Here is an 18,066-nt window from a genome sequence, read left to right as displayed (position 1 = left end):
GTGCGACGCTTCAAGTAAACGCACCTGACTTTCCCGTCGTGACGAAATGAGCCACTGGCACGGACGGGCGGATTTTATTTCCCAAGCGAATCGCCAGCCAGGTCATGGGAAGGTAGGCCAGCAGTAAGTCGATCGCCACAAACCAAGCCGGCGCAGGAATCAGGAAACACATCGCCACACCGCCGGCGAAGAAGCAGCCGCCAATCACATAAGCCAGCGTCACGCGCGCGCTGCGTCCGATTTGATGCGCCACCAGCGCGCCTACGAAAGTCCCGAGCGCGTGCGCCAGAAATGGAAAAAGCAGATGCTTCGGCGCCAACACATGCGCTCCAGCCGCCATGCTTTCCGCGTTGCCCAGATTGACTCCCGCCGGCGGCGGAATCAGCTGCGGGCCTGCGGCAATTAACGAACCGTTGACGAGAGCGCCGACACACCAGCCAGCGATGATCGCGGCGATATTGATAAGGATTTTCATGGATTTTAGAGATGGGTGAAAATAAACCGGTGACGCAGGTTGTGCGCGGCTTGTTTTTGGCCGTGCGAAATTCCAGCCTGATGTCGGTTCCACTTTAATCGATTCGTCAGCGCCACGCTTAACAAATCTTGCGAAAGACGCCTAAAAAATATCCGGCCTCCGCCATTTACCTCGAGCGCATCAATCGCGCCATCGACTACATCCTGCAGCACCTCGACGCGCCGCTGCGACTCGAGACGATCGCCCAGGTCGCGTGTTTTTCACCGTTTCATTTCCACCGGATTTTTCGGCACATCGTCGGTGAATCGCTGCAAGCGTTCGTGAAACGCGTGCGCCTCGAACGCGCCGTCGCTCTCATAACGCGGCAAGATTGGGCAACGCGCCGGAAGTCTTCGCTCACCGACATCGCGCTCGCGTGTGGGTTTGCTTCGTCGGCTGATTTTTCGCGCTGCTTCCGACAGAGCTACGGCGTCGCGCCGAGTAAATTCGACGTCGCCACCTTTCGACGCGAGCGCCGTGAGGAATGGCAAAAAATTGCCTCGCCGCCTGGCGGGCAACACCTGCTAGACAAACTCAAACCCGGCGCAAACCCGGATAAGTTCACGGTCAAACTCCGTCGATTGCCGCCGCGCTGCGTCGCTTACATTCGCGTCACCGACGCGTATAAACCGGACGCCGTTCCGGAAGCGATCCAGCGCTTGATGAAGTGGGCCGAAGCGCGCGGCCTCGCCGATGGCCAGTGGCTCGGTTACATGTGGGACGATCCAGAAATCGTGGCGTCGGAATTATGCCGTTACGACGTCGGGCTCGAAGTGCCCGATTTCAAACCGGCCGGTGAAATCGGACGCATGCATTTCCCCGCGATGCAAATTGCCGAAGTCGAAGTGCGCGGCGGGATCGATCTGGAAATGCGCGCGCTAGACTGGCTGTTCGGCACGTGGCTGCCGGCGAGCGGTTACGTGCCGACCGAACAACCGTGCTTCGAAGCCTGGATCGGCCGACCGTTCGCCCACGGCTGCGAGCATTTCGCTTTGCGTGTGCAAATCCCCGTCGAGCGGGCGTGATTTCACCCCGTTTCGAAGCGGTTCGATTCTGCGTTTAAACTTCGAGCGCGTTGAGTTCGCGCACGACGGCCTGGCACAGCACGCCGGCGCGATCGAATTTCTCCGGCAAGTTCAAGCGCCGGTGAATCGACGCGATAAACGCATCGCGCCAAAGCAGGTCGCGTTTCGCCTTGAGTGCGAGATACGCCGAGCGGCGTTCGTATTGCCCGTAAGGCACTGCAGGATCCCAATTCAAGGGGGCGACCTCGACGAAGGAAACTGTGCAATCGAACGGCGGCGCGGTGTTTCCCGAAAAGAAACAGTAGTGAATCATGTCGAGCAACGCCTCGCGTTCCTCTTGCAGAAATCCGTCAGAGGCTTCCTGCGCAGGGATAAAAAATTCTTCGAACATAATTGGGGTTCCTTATTTTTTCAGGCTGTCGCTTGCCGACGGCGACGCACGATGGCGAAACCCAACACCGCCGCACCCGCCAGCGCCGCATAGGTCGAAGGTTCGGGAATCGCGGAAACCGGCGAGACGTAGCCGTCGAGATCGATGCGCGCCAGACCTGTGCCGTAGCCGGAAAAATAGATCTGACCGAGCTGATCGACCGTGAGTCCGCTGCCGTTCGAACCGAAGCGCAGGTTCGAGAAACCGACCTGGTAATTCAGCACCGTGAGCGTGGTGCCGGGCGTCCAGTCTATTTCGCTGCTGTCCTCAAACGAGATCGTTGAAGGCACAAGAAAAGAGCCAAAATCCAACGTCGAATTCGCCGTGAGTTCCAAAGAACCGATGCTAGCGCTATAGCCATTCGTCTGGAGCAACCCACCCGCGAGCGTGAACCACGTGTCAGCCACGAGTTGATTATCCGCCGCGAAACGCAGCGTGCCCTGTGACGCGATCACGATCGGCCCGCGACCTGCAGAGATCACTCCCGGAGATTTGGCCAGCACCACCGTGCCTCGTTCGACGGTCAAACCACCATAGAACGTATTAGCTTGGGAACCAGAAAGCGTGAGCGTGCCGCCACCGACCTTGACGAGTTGCCCGCCACGGCCTCCCGAACCATTCACAATCACGCCGCTCACTTCCGTATCCGCACCGTAGCCGCCCACGTAAAGCGCCCGCGGATCACCGGTGCCCGTCGTGCCGATGATAAATTCACCTGCGCCTGAAATCGACGCCACGCGCAATTCCGAGGCGTCGAGCCCGGTCATGTCGAATTGCCCGCCCGCTTCCACGGTGACGTTAGAGGCACTGGCTGAAGTCGAATCGAAATAACGCACCGCGCTGCCCGAACGCACCGTGACGAGCGCGTATTGCGCATCAGAGTTATTGCGAAATTCCACCGCGCCGCCCGTCTCCGCCACGATGCTCGAGAAACCGCCGACGGCGTTGTCAAAAAACGTCAGCACGCCACCTTTCACCGTGAGCATGCTGTTAGCCGCGGAACTGGTATCATAAAACCGAATCGTGCCCGCAGTTTGCGTGATGTTCGCCTGCCCGGCTGAACTTTGAGTGTTGAACGTCATTCCTCCACTCGAGGTGATCGTCGCCCAGCCCGCCGAGCTGTCGTCGTGAAAAATCGCGCTGCCGTAATTCAAAATCGTCGCATTTCCCGCGGTGGCGTCATCGTTAAAATAAATACTGCCGTGATTTTCCACGGAAGCACTGTCCGCAGTCGCTTCGTTGCCCAGATTGACGGAAGCCTGACCTTCCACTGTCACCGCGCCGGTTCCAAACGACGTTTGGCCAGAAAAGCTTGCCGACCCGTAGGCGGCAATTGTCAGCGTGCCCTGATCCAAACTCGCCGTATCTTGAAAACGCATCGCTCCCCACTCATTGACGCGCAAAATCGCATTTCCGGCTTTGGCTGCTCCGGCGAGAGTCAGACCTGTCGGACTGGCGTGGTAGGGATTGCGATTGATGACGAACTCCGGCGCATAGCCCGAGAAGTTCACGATTCCCGCTCCGTCAATTGTGACGTCCGCATCATTGCCAAAGTTAAAAGTATAGGCCGGCGCATCTGCGTTAAAAGTGAGCGAACTCACATAGATCGAGGATGATGCCGTGAGATTCGTGATATTCGAGAGCCCGAAGATCGCCGTGTCACCCGATTCCCTGGGCACGACACCACCCACCCAGTTGCCGCCGACACTCCAGCCCCACGCCGCGCTGCCGGGCGTGGCGCTCCACGTCGCGTTCGTTTGCGCGGAAGTGCGCGGGCTGGCGATAAAGCTCGCCGCGATCAGGGCCAATCCGGCGAGGTAACGCGGTGCGCTCGGTGCAAATGCTTGTAACTTGGAAAATTTCATCGCGCGCATCCTACCAACTGGCGCTGCTTTTCTCTATGCGTCGTCCAACGCAAACGCGCCTGATACGCTATGTAGCGTATGCACCCGGATTGACGCACTCGGGCGTTGCCAAGCCTGCGCCGCCCGCAACCTTTCCCGGCGTGTCGCTGCACCGCCTGCTCTTCAGTCTGCTGTTGGTCTCGTTTGCGCTTGGTGCGCGCGCGCAGGAAACTCCGCCGCTGCCGCCCGCGCCCGCCGGCCGGCCTTACGTGCACCTCTACCCGCCGTCCGATTACGAAGGCCACGCGCAAATCTGGTCGACCGTGCAGGATTCGCGCGGCCTGCGTTATTTCGGAAATGCGAGCACGGTGTTTATCTTCGACGGCGTGACGTGGCGCTCGGTCGACGTGCGCGGCGCGACTTATGTCCGGTCGCTCGCGATCACCGCCGACGACACCGTTTATCTCAGCGGCAGCAGCGAAATCGGTTACATCAAACCTGACGCGACCGGCACGTCCGTTTATACATCGCTCCGGCCGCATCTGCCCGAGGCGGTGCGCGACCAACTCGGCAATTTTTTTGCCACGCGCGCGACGCCCCAGGGCGTTTTCTTTTCCAGCCAAAACTACCTCGTTCGCTGGCACGAAGGCCGGATCCATTGGTGGCGGCTGCCCGAGGCCACCAGCTCGAACCTGAATGTTTACGGCGACGATATTTATATCCACGTGCGCCGCGTCGGACTTTTTCTCGTCAAGGGCGACGCCCTCGAACGCGTCGACGAATCGCAACCGATCCTCGCGGCGGGATTGATCCGCGCGATTCTGCCGATGCCCGATGGCTCGCGGCTCGTGCTCAGCGGTTCGCACGGGCTCGTGCGCTGGCGACCGGGCGAGAGTTGCACCGTGTGGAAAACCGACCTCGGTGACGGCGAACCGCTCGCCGATCTTTTTCCCGCCGGCGCGCTTTTTCTTCCCGATGGCAATATCGCCATCAACACCGTGCGCGGCGGCCTCATCGTGATAACGCCGGAAGGTCGGCTCGCGTGGCGGCTCGATGATGCCAACGGCCTCGCCACGCCGAGCGTGTTCCACATGTTCCTCGATCCGACGAACACGCTTTGGCTTGGCACGAGCAACGGCATCGCACGCGTCGAGACGGGCGTGCCCGTGCGTTTCTACGGCGTCGCCGATGGCCTGCCGCGCGTTTCTCTGCGCCGATTCGCCCGCCACGAAGGCAAACTTTACGCCGCCAGTGCCAAGGATCTTTTCATTCTCGACGAAAACAACCTGCGCTTCACCAGCCTCACGTTGACCGGCGAAAGTTACACCGTGCAAAGTCACCCCGCGGGATTGCTCGTGGGCGCGGATCGGCGAATTTACTGGCTGCAATCTCCCGGCAAACTCGTGCAAGTCGCGGAAGCCGGCGGCGCCGTCACCGATCTGGAGATATCGAAACTCGATCCCTCGCGCGTGTGGGCCGCCAACCGCAGCGGTCTCCACTCGTTGCGCTGGGATGGCCAGGCGTGGATCGACGAAGGCTCCGTGTTTAAATTGGAAGACGATTCCCATTCCGTCATCGATGTCGGCGACGGCACGCTCTGGCTCGGCACCGCGTTACGTGGTCTGGCGCGACTGCGCTTCTCGCCTACGCCTGCCATCAACGCCGGCGTAGACGCCCCGTTATCCTCCCAAGCCGCCACCACGATCCTCGGCGTCGAAGCCGGGTTTCCCGACCGCCACGGCCAAGTCGACGGCGTGCTGTTGCCCAACCGCACCGTGCTCGCGGTCACCGGTCGAGGCTTCTACGAACTCACGCCCGACGGCAATCGCGTGCAACCGCTGAAACGTTTCGGCGACACGTGGACGGAAGGCCACGCCACCATCGGCAACGCCGTCGCCGTGGATGATAACGTGCTGTGGTTCGACGCCGCGCCGGTCACCAACGGCCAAGCCACCGGCCCAAAAATCATCGGCCGCGCGACCGCCACTGGCACCACGCCCCGTTGGGACGCGCTGCCGTTGTATGTGGCGAAATTCACTGGCGCGCTCACGACACTTTATCACGACCCATCCAACCCCGCCGATCCGCGCATCTGGTTCGGTGGCACCAACGGCCTCGCGTCCGTCGATCCCCGCTGGGTGCCCATGAAGCGCGAATTGCCGGTGCTCGTGCGTCGCGCGCGCACGCTGGGCGGACGACAATTGTTTACCGGCGTCACGGTCGCGGACGCCGCGCTTCCACCATTGCCTTACAGCGAGCGTGATTTGCGTTTTGAATTTTCCGCGCCGCTCGCCCTGCCCGATTCGCCCGTCGAATACTCCGTGCAACTCACGGGCCTCGACGACGACTGGTCCGCGTGGCAACGCGACCCCTTTAAGGAATTCACCAACCTGCCCGAAGGTCGCTACACGTTCCGCGTGCGCGCCCGCCAGGAAGGTGTCACCGGCGCGGAAGCGAGTTGGGCGTTCACCGTGCAACCGCCCGCGACGCGCACGCCGTTGGCGTATGCGCTCTACGTGCTCGCGGCTGCCGGACTGATTTTCGCCATCGTGCGCTGGCGACTCGCCGCGAGCGAACGCGAACGCACACGCCTCGAAAAAATCGTCACGGAACGCACCGCCGAACTCGTCGTCGCGCGCGACCAAGCCGAGGCCGCGAGCCGCGCAAAAGGCGCGTTCCTCGCGAGCATGAGTCACGAACTCCGCACGCCGCTCCATATCATTCTGGGCTACACGCGCGTGCTCGGCCGCCATCCCGGACTCGACGCCACCGCGCGCACGCAACTCAACAGCCTCGGCGCGAGCGGCGATCATTTACTGCGCCTCATCAACGAAGTCCTCGACCTCGCCCAAGTCGAAGCCGGCAAACTCACGCTCCGCCCCGGTCCGTGCGATTTGCCCCGCCTCGTCGCGACGCTCGCAAATCTTTTCCGTCCGCAAGCGACCGACAAAGGCCTCACGCTGAATCTCGAACTCGATTCCGCCGTTCCCGCGAGCGTGCTCACCGACGAGCAAAAGCTCGCCCAGATCCTTTTCAACCTGCTCGGCAACGCCGTGAAATTCACGAGCCACGGCCACATCACGCTCCGCGTCACCGCCACGCCGTCTGCCAAGAGTGAAATTTTATTCGAGGTCATCGACACCGGCCCCGGCCTCACACCTGCCGAACAGGCGCAACTCTTTCAACCCTTCGCACAAACCGCGGCCGGCGCTGCCGCCGGTGGCACGGGCCTGGGACTCGCTCTGAGCACGCGCCTCGTCGCGCTCCTCGGCGGCGAACTGCAACTCGCGAGCACGCCCGGCCAGGGCAGCACGTTTTCCTTCGCACTCGCATTACCGATCGCAGCCCACGCGCCAGTCATCGAACTGCCACCCATCATCGGTCACACCGGCACGCCGCGTCAGGTCATCGTCGTCGACGACCACCCGGCCAACCGCGACATTCTCTCACGCCAACTCACGCCTGCCGGCTTGCGCGTGCGCACGGCCTCGACCGGCGCGGAAGCGCTCGCACTTCACCTCGCCACTCCAGCCGACTTAATGATCGTCGATCTACGGATGGCTCCGATGGACGGCTTTGCCCTCGCCCGCGCGCTCCGCACTCATCCTGAAAACGCGCGCCTGAAAATCCTCGCGCTTTCCGCCAGCTTCTTCGACTCCGAGGAACCCAACGCTCTCGCCGCAGGGTGCGACGCCTTCCTCCCGAAACCCTGCGCCGAGGATGTGTTGTTCAACACCATCAGCCGACTGCTCGCGATCACGTGGCAACGTGAAACCCCCGCGCCGGTCGCGTCCGGGCCGTCCGCGTTCGACGCCACCACGCTGAACGAACTTCGCGAACTGGCCGAGCGTGGCGCCATCGCGCGCCTGCAAACGCGTTTCGCCGAACTCCGCGCCGCCAATCCCGCGCTCGCTCCGCTCTGTCAAACGCTCGCGACCCTTGCCGCCGGCTATCATCTCGAGCAACTCCGCGCACACCTCGCCACGCTCACGCCCGCCCCATGAAACCCGCCGCCACGCTCCTGCTCGTCGACGATTTGCCCGCCGGTCTCGCCAGCCTCACGGATTTCCTGACTCAAGCCGGTTACGAAGTGCTGATGGCCGAAAACGGCAAACGCGCCCTGCACCTCGCCCAACTCGCGCGGCCTGATCTCATCTTGCTGGATCTCGTGATGCCCGAACTCGATGGCTTCGGCGTGCTCGCGCACCTCAAAGCCAACGCTGAATTATCGGCGATTCCCGTGCTCGTCATTTCTTCGCAGAGCGACATCGGCGAACGCCTCCGCGCATTCGCCGCCGGTGCGCTCGATTACGTGGCAAAACCGTTTTTTCCCGAGGAAGTGCTCGCGCGCGTGCAAACCCATCTCCGCCTCCGTGCCCTCACCCACGCACTCGCCGAGAACAACCGCCAACTCGCCGCCGAAATCCAACTGCGTCACGAAGCCGAGGCGCAACTCCAGCAATCGCTCGATCGCGCCGTCGCGCTCGTCGCGCCCGACGGACGGCTGTTGCTGTGCACGTTGCTCGCGCGGCGTTTGCTGAATTCATTTTTCAGCGACGTCCCTGCGGAAACGTTGCCCCCGTCGCTCGCGCAGTGGGTCGCGGCACGCCGCACGCAAACGCCGGACACGGCGGAAATTTTTCGCATCGCCAGTGCCGTCGGCGAATTCACCGCGCAACTCTTCGCTGATCCGTGGTCGGGCGACAGCGTCATGCTGCTCCTCGATCAACAACGCCCCGGTTCGCCTGCCGCGTTGGAACGTCTCGGTCTCAGCCCGCGCGAAGCCGAGGTGCTCTACTGGCTCGCCGAGGGGAAAAGCTACAAGGAGATCGCCGTGATCCTAGCGTGCGAAAGTCGCACCGCGCAAAAACACGCCGAACGCATCTTCGAGAAACTCGGCGTTGAAAACCGCCACGCCGCCGCACTGGTCGCCCAGCAGGCGCTCGCCGGTTCGAGCCGATAGCGAACATCGAATTCAGTTTAATTTCGCTCTTGCTTAATTAAGCAATTACTTAATCTTGGCGGCATGCAAAGCCTGGCTGCCCTCGCCGATCCCACCCGCCGCCGCATCGTGGAAATGCTCGCCAAAGGTGACCGCTCCACCGGCGAACTCGTGGATGAGTTCGACGTCAGTGCGCCCGCGATTTCTCAACACCTCAATGTCCTGCGTGACGCCGGCTTGATTCTTACCCGCGTCGAAGGCCAAACGCGCATCCAGTCGCTCCATCCGCACGGCCTCGACGAACTCAGCGCGTGGCTCGAAAAAACCCGCGCATTCTGGAGCCGCCGCCTCGACGCTCTCGAACGTGAACTGCGCGCCGAAGATGCCCGCAACGCCTCAGCCCCAAAAAAGAAAAAGACTTCATGAAACCCAACGATCACTACGCCACTTTCAACGGCCCGGCAGAAGTTCGTCTCGTGCGCACATTGCCCGGACCGATCGAACGCATCTGGGAATACCTCACGGATCCCGAAAAGCGCGCCCGCTGGTTTGCCGACGGCACGACCGAACCCAAAGCCGGCGGGAAACTGAACCTCGTGTTCCAACACAAAAACATTTCCCCGAACGAAGAGCCACCGGCGCAGTATAAAAAGATGAACGACGAAGGCCATGCAATGGCCTGCACCGTGTTGCGCTGGGAACCGCCGCGCGTGCTCAGCTACACGTTCGACGACGATTCTGACGTGACGTTTGAACTCACCCCGGAAGGCAAAAACGTGATTCTCGTGCTCACCCACCGCAGCCGCGGCACCGACATTCCGTTTCTCTCCGGTTACGCCAGCGGCTGGCACACGCATTTCGCGATCCTGACTGCGCTGCTCGACGGCACCACTCCACCTCCGTTCTGGGCGACGCACACCAAGCTCAAAGCGCATTACGAAAAGGTGCACGGAGCCCTGATAAACTAAGAGAAGCGACGAACAAAATTCGTTCGCCAAATCGCCTCCCGGTTAGCGACTGCCGTCACCAGCCACGCCGCATCCGGCAACGCCCCAGCGGCTCACGCTGCAAAAATGTGCTCGCCTCAACGCCCCGGTAAATCTTTGCGCGGAATCGTCCGGCGTTCACGCACCCAGCGTTCTTCGACTCCCGTGACGTCGCCTTTTTCGTTCACGAGAAATTGGATCGTCACGGTGCCGGTCTCGTTGACGAGGAGCCGTTCACCCGCCGGATAAAATAACCGCGGCTTTTCTTTCGCACCGGCGCGATCCCAACGGAACACGTCGCCCTCACGTTTGAACCAGAGTCCGAGCTTCTCTGGATTCGACCCATATTCTCCTTCGAATGGAAGGTAGGCCACCGCATCGAACGTCACGAGACGCGTGGGCTTCACGAACGGATCCTTTGCATACTCTGCGTTCGCGATTTTCTGTTTTTCAATCGCCGCAAGTGCCCGTGCGCGCTCGTCGCCAGAGCCCGGTTTCAGATCCGGCATGATCGCCCGGATGTAGACCTTGGTCAGCGCATCGACGTCGCCTTCGGGGTAATTTCCTTCCGCGCGCAGAATCGTCATGAACAGCAGACCTCGCCGCATGGCATCGAATGCTTTTTTCACGACCGGATTGAACACAAACACCGCGCTGCGAACAGCCGCGCGTTTGAAGATTCCCATCTTTTCCGCGGTCATGGCTTTTTTCAGCACATCTTTGAAGACTGCCGAAATCACGCTTTGCGGCGGCACATAGAAAACCCAGTCGAAGCGCGTGAACTCATCGCGATCGAGGTCGGCGTGCGTGATGGACTTTAACTTCTGCTCGATACGCTGGCCGTCAAATCCCTCCGCCCAAGCCAGCTGGTAAAGCCTCGCGCCCGCACCTTCCAAAGGCATTGGCAGCGCCGGCATGAACGCGTCGAAATTAATGCCCGCGGCCTCGTGCGACTTCTCATCGCTCTTAAATCGCTCCTGCAATTTCACCAACATTGCTTCCAGTTTGCCGGCGTCTTCCGTCAGGCTCGCATCAAGCTTCCCCGCGCGCGCCATCGCGATAAACTTTCTAAAAAGTGTGACTGGATGCGGCTCTTTTTCCGCTCCCACGATGATGAGCCCTTTTCCCGTCGAACTGCCCAAGGTTTGATAGGCGATCTCGACCACTTCATCCGCAAATTTTTCCGCGTAACGTCGATCAGCTTTCGTGCGCGCATGAATCGACACCGAGATCGGCGCGCCATTCACCACGAAAGGCGCCAGCTGAATGTCCTTTCCGAAATCATCCGCTTTCGCCGGCTCAGGCGTCGGCTCGGCCCACGCGCTTTTAAAACTGAACAGCGCGAATGCCGCGTAAAATTGAGACGCACGAAACCAACGGGGAAGGGAAAGCATACCGATACGCGTAAGAAGTGAGATGGCGCGCACCTTACTTACACCGCAGCTCGGCAAAGGTTTCATAATTGTCAGCGCGCCGTCGCAACTTCGCCCGGTTCACCTCCTCTTCGCCTAAATTTTGCTATATGCCGGCTACTCGCCATGTCTGCGGAAACGTGGCAGGTGCTTGATTATTCAAGGGCACGCGCGGCGTTTTTAATTACTTATTTTCAGCAGTTAGCGATTTACAGCCTGCCCGCAGGCCCCACCGTCCGCGCTCCACTTCATGTCGCACTTTTCTTTTTTCCGCGCCGCTCTTGTCGCCACGCTGCTTGCCGTCATCGGCACGCCCTCAACTCGCGCGCAAACCGTGCTAGCCGATCTCGCAGGAAATTATGCGAGCTCCGGCACGTTGACCGACACACTCGGCACGGGCACGTGGAATTATTACGCTTCGTCTGCGGCCACAGGCGGCGTGCTCACGGCATTGACCTACGGGCCGGTCGGCGGTGACTCCGCGATGGGCTACGGCATTCCTGACTCGGGCTACAGTTTGCCGGCGGTTTCTTCGACGACTCTTTTCAGCGACGGTGCCCTGCCCGCGTCCAACCAACTCGCCTGGCATCCCGGCGCAGATAGCACGGAATTCATCGTGCTCCGCTGGACCGCCGGCGCGGGCGCCGCGGGTCCGATCCGCTTGGAAGCCAGCGTTTCAAAAATGGGCGAACCGGACGGTGTGGTGGATTTTTTCATCTTTGTGAATGGCGTCCAGAGCATCACCCAAATCGGCATCACCCAAGGCACCTTTTTCGCTTACGATTTCACCACCGACATTCTTGAAGGCCAGACGGTCGACTTCGTTTTGGGTAGCTCCAACGGCACCTACGCAGCGGACGAAACCCTCGTCAGTGGCACGATCAGCTCGGCGATTCCGGAGCCTTCGACCTACGCAGTGCTCGCCGGACTCGCCGCCCTTGGCTTGGTCGCGCTGCGCAAACGCACGAAGCATTAATTTTCGCAAACGACACGCGCTACCCGAACGACGTTCGCGGTGGCGCTTTTTTGTGTCTCACGCGTCCCACTCTGCGGAAAGTTGCCGGAGGTGCTGGTGCTCGGGTTGCAGGCGAGCGCGATAGTCGCGGCGGGCGATTACCGCGACGATGGCCATAAATCCGATCACAAACGCCGCGCGCGGCCAGAAAGCGGACAAGCCTTCCCGCGCCACGGCTTGATTCAGATAAGCCGACCAAAGCATGAGTGCGGTCGCCGGGATCGCGAACCACGCCGCCCGCCGGTAATCCCCCAGCTCGACTTCGACTCCGGCGAGATTCGCCATCAGGCCTGCGCGAAGGGAGTCACTGCTCGCACGGACCCGCGCGGCGTGTTGCCGCAACCGACGCACAAGAAAAACGGCCAGTGCCGCGTAGAGAATCTGGTGACAAATAAATTTTGCCAGCAACGCCGCAAACCGCAGCGAATCCACCGCCGGGTGCGCGCGCAGCAATTGCGCGAGCGGTTCCAATTCAAGCACCAGCCCGACGATCGTGCCGCCCAGCAGCAATTTCAGGATGAAGGCGCGACGATTGAGGCGCGCGGTCTGCTGGGAAATTTTTCGAGCAACCACCGCAGGGTCTGACGCGGGGCGCACGGGTTGCGTCCGCCAAAGGGCTTCTAGTTCTTCGAGATTCATGAAGAGATTTATTTTTCAGAGCTGAGTTGCGATTTGAGACGATGCAGCCGCACGCCGATATTGGATTCGCTCAGACCGGTGATCTCCGCGATTTCCGCGTAGCTGATCTGATCAAGGTAAAGCAAAAGGAGCGTGCGATCCGTCGGTGGAAGCTCGCGAATGCGGGTATATAACCACTCGATCCGCTCGCGGTCTCGGGGTGAAACCACCGGCTCCATTAAATTCAGCGCATAGTTTTCGACTTTGCGCGCGTAGCGCTGGCGCGAGCGTTTCCAGTTCATCGCCGTGCTGTGCGCCACGCGGTAAACGTAGGTCGACAACTTCGCCTGCCCGCGAAAACCCGGGAGCGCCTGCCAGAGCGCGATCAGGATTTCCTGCGCAAGGTCGTCGCGATCGGCGGCGTTTTGAGTGAAGGCGCGCGCCGCTTTTCCGATCACGTCCGCGTGATCGCGATACATTTGTTGGAAAAGCGGCTCCGCCGTTTCGCTCATGGGGTGGGCGTTCAGGATGAGGCGGGCACGGCGCGAGGCGAGATTTCCGGAGGCGTGACGCGGCGTGACGACAGGTAAATGAACAACGCGGCCCACGGGCACAGGAACACGATCCAGTAAAAAGTCCGCCGGGAGACGGGCTGACTGAACAAGGTATATTCGATGGTTTTATTCATGGTGGTGACGTCTGATTAGGCACCGGTCGCGGCGGAAACTTACAAAGAAACGCGAACGCCTAGTTGAAGCGAAACGCCCCGCCCGCCAAGTGCTCGGGTGCACCTGCAACGATTCCCGCGCCTACGTAGTCTTGAACGGCGGTCGATGTAGAGCCCGACTCAATGCGCAGCCGTGACCGACTGCAGCACCGCGAGCATCTCGGCGTGAATCTTTCCATTGCTCGCTACGAAACGCGCACGGTCGAGGTGCTGGGGATTTTCGCCGCCGTGATAGTCCGTCACCTTTCCCCCGGCTTCGCGTGCGATTAACATGCCGGCCATCACGTCCCACGGTTTCAAATCTTTTTCCCAGTATCCATCGAGCCGGCCCATCGCGACGTAACTCAAATCCAAAGCCGCCGCGCCGAGTCGGCGTTCGCCGCGAATCTTTTTCAAAAACGCGGCCCACTCTTTCAGGTTGTTGTCAGGATTGAGGTGTTTGTCGTAAGGAAACCCGCTCGCGACGACCCCATCAGCGAGTTCCGCGGTCTGCGAAACCGCAATCTGCCGACCGTTCATCTGCGCCCCGCCGCCTTTAATTGCGGTGAAAAGTTCGTCGCGTGTCGGATCATAGATCACACCCACCAACGGCTGCCGATCCGCGGTGGCGAGCGCGATGCTCGTGCAGAAATGCGGAAGTTTGTTTGCAAAATTCACCGTGCCATCAACCGGATCGACGAACCAGTGATACTGCGCCGTCGCGGACGCCGCACCCTGCCCGCCGCCTTCTTCGCCGACGATGTGATGTTCGGGAAATTTCTTTAACAACTCGTCCACGATATACGCCTCAGCCTCGGTGTCGGCTGCCGTCACGATGTCGCTTCGAGTGGTTTTACTCGTTGTTGGAATCGGTGCGGCGAAATGCCGCATCGCGATTTCTCCGGCGCCGCGCGCGATAACGGCAACGTCTTCCAGAATCTGTTCGAGTGGTCGCATGAGATCGTGAGTGTGCGCCACTTTCGCTCCCGAGCGAGCGAATCCCTGCCGAAACACAGAACTCCGCGCAAACCCTGCGTGATTTAAAACGAGCCGTAGTTCGGCCGGCGCTCATTCATCGCCTGAATGAGTTCTGGAAAAGCGAGGCGTGCGGGTGAATCGGCGAGAAATTCCTCGGCCTTCTCCTTCGCGCCGCGCGCGCGCAGGCCCGCGTAAACGTGCAGCTCAAACTGCAAACGCAGCTGCGTCGCCTGGTTTTCCAAACCGAGTGCCGTGAGCAGAAAAATTAGCGATTCGATCGTGGAATAATTCCCGTCGTTTTCCTGCCCGCGCAGGTGATTTCGCGTCGGCCCCGCTGCCGGCAGCCGCACCATGCGTCCCCACGACGTCACCGTCTGCGCCATCCGTCCCGCCTCGCGCCAGCTCCCGTCGATGAGCAGCACTTGCAATGTCTCGGGCGCAACCTCGCTGGGCAGGTCTTCACCGCGCGGATGCAAAATCCACACCGTGCGTCCCGGCGTGACCACGCTCGCAGCTTCCGGCGGCGTTTCGCGTAGAAACAAATGTTGCCGCGACGCCGGCACCACGCGGTTGATCAGACGCCCCGTGCTCGTCGGCCGGTGAAACTCGCGACGATGAATCAGCACATCGACCTGCAGCGGGCATTCGACCGCTTGAAACGCCGCGCAAATGCACCAGCGCGGCGCGAACCGGCAGCGCTCGCAACGCACAGTGCTTTTTAAAACGACGCTTCTCACAATACCCCGAGCAGGCCCGCCAATCCCGTGTCGGTCAACTCGCGGTTCCGCCTTCGATGAAATTTCAGCCACATTCGGCTCGCGGTCGGAAAATCTTTTCCGGCAATGACAGCTGACATGGTCACGCGAATCCGTCTGCTCATCGGCTCAATTTTTTCCGCGCTCACACTGGGCTCGCTTTTAGCGCAACCCGCGAAAATTCCGCCCAACTTCGACCTCCCGCCCAACGCCGACGCATTGCGCGCTTACTACCTCGGCGACATCGACCTGTTACGTGACTACCGCCCCGGCAAAAATGCATTCGTCGAGAGCCCCGAGCGCCGTCTCGGTCATCATCAGGCTCCGGGCAGCCGTTTCACGTTGGTCGAACTCGCCGGCGCGGGCAGCATCCGCCACCTGTGGACGACGTTTCAACCCGGCAAAGGGAACCACCGGCTGAACTTTTATCTCAACGGTGAAAAAGAACCCTCGCTCTCGGGCACGCCCGAAGAACTGATCGCGAAAATGCAGCGCGACGCCGCCGTGCCGGTGCCCGGGTTCGTGGCGCGCAACTATGGCTACAATCTGTTCGCGCCAGTGGATTTCGAAAACGGCGCGCGGATCGAAATGGAAACCATCGATCCGGTCTGGATTCTTTTTCATCAAATCGATTACCGCACCGAAGTCCGCAGTGCGCCGCCGGATCAAAAAACACCCGCGCAACCCGGACCAGTCCGCAGCGAAAAGACCCGCGTTACCCTTCCGCCAGGCAAGACGCGCACGCTGCTCAGCGCCGTAGGCCCGGCGGTGTTGCGCCGCTGGATGATTCGCACCGACGGAGCACTCGAAGAGCACCGCAAACTCGACCTGACCGTTCGCTACGACGGACGCCCGGGCGACGCTGTCGCCGCCACCGTGGGCGATTTCTTCGGGCCATTCCGCAGCATCGCGCTCGACACCGACACGCAGGCGGGCACGCGCACCTCCTATTTGCCGATGCCGTTTGCCCAGCGCGTCGAAGTCCGCCTCCACAACCGCACGGCGCGCACCGTCACGATCGACGCAGAATTTCAATTCGAAGCGCTGGCGCAATGGACAGGCGAGCGCGGTTATTTCCACGCACTCGGCCACACGTCGGCTCCGACCGTCGGTTATCGCCAGCACCCGTTGCTCTACGTGCGTGGGCGCGGCCACTGGCTCGGCTTGTCGATGTTCAATACCGGCCATGATCACGGTGGCGGTGATTTCGCGGTCATCGACGCCGAAGGCGAGCGTCCCGCGTTTCTGCACGGCATCAACGGCGAAGATTATTTCACGTTCGCGTGGTTCGGTCAGGGCGCGAATCACCCGTTCGCCGTTGCGCACACGAACGTCGAAGGTCGCATCCGGATGCACTACGAAAATCCTTACCCGTTTCGCACGAGCTTTAGTCTATATTGGGGCACCTACCCAAATCTCGTCACGCGCAGCGTCGCGTATTGGTATCAAGACTCGCCCGACGACACCACGATCCCCGACGCGGAAAATCCGCTCAACGTCGAATGGGACGGCTTCGGCCCCGTGAAATTGGCGCTGAACGCAAACTACGAAACCGCTGCGGACTGGTGGACGGCTTTACCGCCCGTCACTGAACTCGACGCCGGCAAAACATTTCACGGCGAACTCGCGAAAGAATCGTTCACGCGCGGCTGGATGCCGCAGTTAAGTTTCGGCCCGATGGTCGAACTCACTTACCTCGCCCGACAAGGCACGCGCATCAAACGCGAAGACGAACTCGGTGGCATGGGCCACGCTTACCTCGCTCGCCGCAATGTTATCGAGCCCGTCGCCCGCGCCGCCACGATTCAGTTCAGCCACGATGATCCTGTGCGCGTCTTGATCAACGGCGCCGAGGTTTATCGAGGTGGATCCCACAACGGATTCACCACCGTGCGATTCCCGGTGAATTTCGTCGCCGGAAAAAATGAAATCGTCGTGCAGCTGATGAACCGCTTCAACGTGAACTTCAACTGGGCCGGCTTCGCGTGGCGGGAGTTGCCAGCTCACTAGTCCCGCGCCGCTTCATTTCAATTCGCGAGAGCTTTGCCGATTCAACAGTGCTTCGGTGTCCACACGCAGATTTTTCCCCCAATTTTTCTCAGCACTCTCCAGGATCCTTTCCCTGTCGCGAGGCGCCGCGATCGTGACGTCTTTCAAGACACCGGCCAGCGCAACGGAAGAAGTTTTAAACTTTGCGTCGATCGCCTGCTTTCCCGGCAAAACCTTGTTTTTCTTCACCTCGGCATCGAGATAGTCGGTGAGACTTTTCACCAGCAGCGCGTTATCCTGCGCCAACGCTTGCCATTCTTCCGGCAAAGTGGGGCTGCTTCCGGGAGAATTCGCCATGGTGGATGCGATGCTCACCTTGGCCGCAGTCGGGATGGCACTCGCCTGGATGTTTTCCAGCCACCGGTTGCGGTCACTGGAGGAATAAGCTGCAAGTCGCTGTCCAATCATCTCGTAATAACGGAGTCCTTCGTTGCCGGTCAGCTGGTTTTGCATCAAACGGGCATCATGCGGGTGCTCGGCGTTCGGCTCACCGGTTCGCGTTTCCCAGACTTCTTCCAGAAACCGACCGCCTCCATAGGTGATGACTACTTGGGTGTTTGCGGGGACCTTGATCTCATACGAGCCATCCGCCGCGGAAATCGGCAGCGGCTGCTCGTGTCGTCCGCTCGCCCACTTGGCGTTCACCGTCACATGTTTCAAAGGCTTGTCGTCCGTCAGATCGAACACCTTGCCACGGACTATGGCATTGGTGTCGGCGGAGAACGCGGCGAGGGGAATGAATCCAACCAGGAAGTAAGAGCGGAGAGCGAGGTGCATAAATGGGCGGCGCGA

The 18,066-nt window shown here is 60.7% G+C and carries 17 protein-coding genes; 7 read left to right on the top strand and 10 right to left on the bottom strand.

The window, feature by feature from the left end; all coding sequences use genetic code 11:
- Window positions 1-10: 10 nt before the first annotated feature.
- A complete protein-coding gene (locus tag ACRRQW_RS12645; protein WP_438481818.1) occupies window positions 11-475 on the bottom strand; it encodes a hypothetical protein in 465 nt (154 codons plus the stop codon).
- 128 nt (window positions 476-603) lie between these two features.
- Here ACRRQW_RS12645 and ACRRQW_RS12640 point away from each other — a divergent pair, with 128 nt between their 5' ends.
- Window positions 604-1,539 carry an AraC family transcriptional regulator gene (locus tag ACRRQW_RS12640; RefSeq protein ID WP_438481817.1) on the top strand — a complete coding sequence of 312 codons (936 nt, stop codon included), beginning with the start codon at window positions 604-606 and terminating at the stop codon, window positions 1,537-1,539.
- A 34-nt stretch (window positions 1,540-1,573) separates the two neighbouring features.
- Here the strand turns inward: ACRRQW_RS12640 and ACRRQW_RS12635 are convergent, their stop codons facing one another.
- Window positions 1,574-1,930: a hypothetical protein gene (locus ACRRQW_RS12635; protein ID WP_438481816.1), complete on the bottom strand. Its 357-nt coding sequence runs from the start codon at window positions 1,928-1,930 to the stop codon at window positions 1,574-1,576.
- Window positions 1,931-1,950: 20 nt separating this feature from the next.
- Window positions 1,951-3,834 carry a PEP-CTERM sorting domain-containing protein gene (locus ACRRQW_RS12630; protein WP_438481815.1) on the bottom strand — a complete coding sequence of 628 codons (1,884 nt, stop codon included), beginning with the start codon at window positions 3,832-3,834 and terminating at the stop codon, window positions 1,951-1,953.
- A gap of 35 nt (window positions 3,835-3,869) precedes the next feature.
- Between ACRRQW_RS12630 and ACRRQW_RS12625 the strand changes: the two genes are divergently transcribed.
- The 4 genes from ACRRQW_RS12625 (at window position 3,870) to ACRRQW_RS12610 (ending at window position 9,723) form a co-directional block, all read left to right on the top strand.
- A complete protein-coding gene (locus ACRRQW_RS12625) occupies window positions 3,870-7,817 on the top strand; it encodes an ATP-binding protein (RefSeq protein WP_438481814.1) in 3,948 nt (1,315 codons plus the stop codon).
- Entirely contained in the window at window positions 7,814-8,776 is a 963-nt protein-coding gene (locus ACRRQW_RS12620; protein WP_438481813.1) for a response regulator, read from the top strand. Before ACRRQW_RS12625 ends, ACRRQW_RS12620 begins: the two co-directional genes overlap by 4 nt.
- 63 nt (window positions 8,777-8,839) lie before the next feature.
- A complete protein-coding gene (locus ACRRQW_RS12615) occupies window positions 8,840-9,181 on the top strand; it encodes an ArsR/SmtB family transcription factor (protein ID WP_438481812.1) in 342 nt (113 codons plus the stop codon).
- A complete protein-coding gene (locus ACRRQW_RS12610; RefSeq protein WP_438481811.1) occupies window positions 9,178-9,723 on the top strand; it encodes an SRPBCC family protein in 546 nt (181 codons plus the stop codon). The genes ACRRQW_RS12615 and ACRRQW_RS12610 overlap by 4 nt, the downstream gene beginning before the upstream one ends.
- 116 nt (window positions 9,724-9,839) lie before the next feature.
- On the opposite strand, the gene ACRRQW_RS12605 is transcribed toward ACRRQW_RS12610, so the two are convergent.
- Complete coding sequence (locus tag ACRRQW_RS12605; protein WP_438481809.1) at window positions 9,840-11,135, bottom strand: hypothetical protein; 1,296 nt, start codon at window positions 11,133-11,135, stop codon at window positions 9,840-9,842.
- Window positions 11,136-11,403: 268 nt separating this feature from the next.
- On the opposite strand from ACRRQW_RS12605, the gene ACRRQW_RS12600 reads away from it, so the two are divergent.
- A complete protein-coding gene (locus ACRRQW_RS12600) occupies window positions 11,404-12,129 on the top strand; it encodes a PEP-CTERM sorting domain-containing protein (protein WP_438481808.1) in 726 nt (241 codons plus the stop codon).
- Window positions 12,130-12,186: 57 nt separating this feature from the next.
- On the opposite strand, the gene ACRRQW_RS12595 is transcribed toward ACRRQW_RS12600, so the two are convergent.
- The 5 genes from ACRRQW_RS12595 to ACRRQW_RS12575 form a co-directional block, all read right to left on the bottom strand.
- Window positions 12,187-12,807 carry a hypothetical protein gene (locus tag ACRRQW_RS12595; protein ID WP_438481806.1) on the bottom strand — a complete coding sequence of 207 codons (621 nt, stop codon included), beginning with the start codon at window positions 12,805-12,807 and terminating at the stop codon, window positions 12,187-12,189.
- An 8-nt stretch (window positions 12,808-12,815) separates the two neighbouring features.
- Complete coding sequence (locus ACRRQW_RS12590) at window positions 12,816-13,298, bottom strand: RNA polymerase sigma factor (protein ID WP_438481805.1); 483 nt, start codon at window positions 13,296-13,298, stop codon at window positions 12,816-12,818.
- A gap of 11 nt (window positions 13,299-13,309) precedes the next feature.
- The gene (locus ACRRQW_RS12585; RefSeq protein ID WP_438481804.1) at window positions 13,310-13,474 is read right to left on the bottom strand and encodes a hypothetical protein; all 165 of its coding nucleotides are present in this window, start codon (window positions 13,472-13,474) and stop codon (window positions 13,310-13,312) included.
- A 159-nt stretch (window positions 13,475-13,633) separates the two neighbouring features.
- On the bottom strand, window positions 13,634-14,449 hold the full coding sequence (locus ACRRQW_RS12580) for an inositol monophosphatase family protein (RefSeq protein WP_438481803.1): 816 nt from the start codon (window positions 14,447-14,449) through the stop codon (window positions 13,634-13,636).
- An 83-nt stretch (window positions 14,450-14,532) separates the two neighbouring features.
- On the bottom strand, window positions 14,533-15,180 hold the full coding sequence (locus ACRRQW_RS12575) for a tRNA-uridine aminocarboxypropyltransferase (protein WP_438481802.1): 648 nt from the start codon (window positions 15,178-15,180) through the stop codon (window positions 14,533-14,535).
- Between the two features lie 132 nt (window positions 15,181-15,312).
- Between ACRRQW_RS12575 and ACRRQW_RS12570 the strand changes: the two genes are divergently transcribed.
- Window positions 15,313-17,235 (top strand): DUF2961 domain-containing protein, encoded by a 1,923-nt coding sequence (locus ACRRQW_RS12570; protein ID WP_438481800.1) that lies wholly within the window; start codon window positions 15,313-15,315, stop codon window positions 17,233-17,235.
- 12 nt (window positions 17,236-17,247) lie between these two features.
- Here the strand turns inward: ACRRQW_RS12570 and ACRRQW_RS12565 are convergent, their stop codons facing one another.
- Complete coding sequence (locus tag ACRRQW_RS12565; protein WP_438481799.1) at window positions 17,248-18,051, bottom strand: hypothetical protein; 804 nt, start codon at window positions 18,049-18,051, stop codon at window positions 17,248-17,250.
- Window positions 18,052-18,066 lie beyond the last annotated feature (15 nt).

The sequence above is a fragment of the Oleiharenicola lentus genome (assembly GCF_051660365.1).
Classification (GTDB): domain Bacteria; phylum Verrucomicrobiota; class Verrucomicrobiia; order Opitutales; family Opitutaceae; genus Lacunisphaera; species Lacunisphaera lenta_A.
This window is presented reverse-complemented; position numbering and strand designations above follow the sequence as displayed.

Coding starts and splice junctions, on each gene's coding strand:
- ACRRQW_RS12580 (WP_438481803.1), bottom strand. CDS start 14,449: ATGCGACCACTCGAACAGATTCTGGAAGACGTTGCCGTTATCGCGCGC.
- ACRRQW_RS12630 (WP_438481815.1), bottom strand. CDS start 3,834: ATGAAATTTTCCAAGTTACAAGCATTTGCACCGAGCGCACCGCGTTAC.
- ACRRQW_RS12620 (WP_438481813.1), top strand. CDS start 7,814: ATGAAACCCGCCGCCACGCTCCTGCTCGTCGACGATTTGCCCGCCGGT.
- ACRRQW_RS12570 (WP_438481800.1), top strand. CDS start 15,313: ATGACAGCTGACATGGTCACGCGAATCCGTCTGCTCATCGGCTCAATT.
- ACRRQW_RS12600 (WP_438481808.1), top strand. CDS start 11,404: ATGTCGCACTTTTCTTTTTTCCGCGCCGCTCTTGTCGCCACGCTGCTT.
- ACRRQW_RS12565 (WP_438481799.1), bottom strand. CDS start 18,051: ATGCACCTCGCTCTCCGCTCTTACTTCCTGGTTGGATTCATTCCCCTC.
- ACRRQW_RS12635 (WP_438481816.1), bottom strand. CDS start 1,930: ATGTTCGAAGAATTTTTTATCCCTGCGCAGGAAGCCTCTGACGGATTT.
- ACRRQW_RS12605 (WP_438481809.1), bottom strand. CDS start 11,135: ATGCTTTCCCTTCCCCGTTGGTTTCGTGCGTCTCAATTTTACGCGGCA.
- ACRRQW_RS12625 (WP_438481814.1), top strand. CDS start 3,870: ATGCGTCGTCCAACGCAAACGCGCCTGATACGCTATGTAGCGTATGCA.
- ACRRQW_RS12645 (WP_438481818.1), bottom strand. CDS start 475: ATGAAAATCCTTATCAATATCGCCGCGATCATCGCTGGCTGGTGTGTC.
- ACRRQW_RS12585 (WP_438481804.1), bottom strand. CDS start 13,474: ATGAATAAAACCATCGAATATACCTTGTTCAGTCAGCCCGTCTCCCGG.
- ACRRQW_RS12610 (WP_438481811.1), top strand. CDS start 9,178: ATGAAACCCAACGATCACTACGCCACTTTCAACGGCCCGGCAGAAGTT.
- ACRRQW_RS12590 (WP_438481805.1), bottom strand. CDS start 13,298: ATGAGCGAAACGGCGGAGCCGCTTTTCCAACAAATGTATCGCGATCAC.
- ACRRQW_RS12595 (WP_438481806.1), bottom strand. CDS start 12,807: ATGAATCTCGAAGAACTAGAAGCCCTTTGGCGGACGCAACCCGTGCGC.
- ACRRQW_RS12615 (WP_438481812.1), top strand. CDS start 8,840: ATGCAAAGCCTGGCTGCCCTCGCCGATCCCACCCGCCGCCGCATCGTG.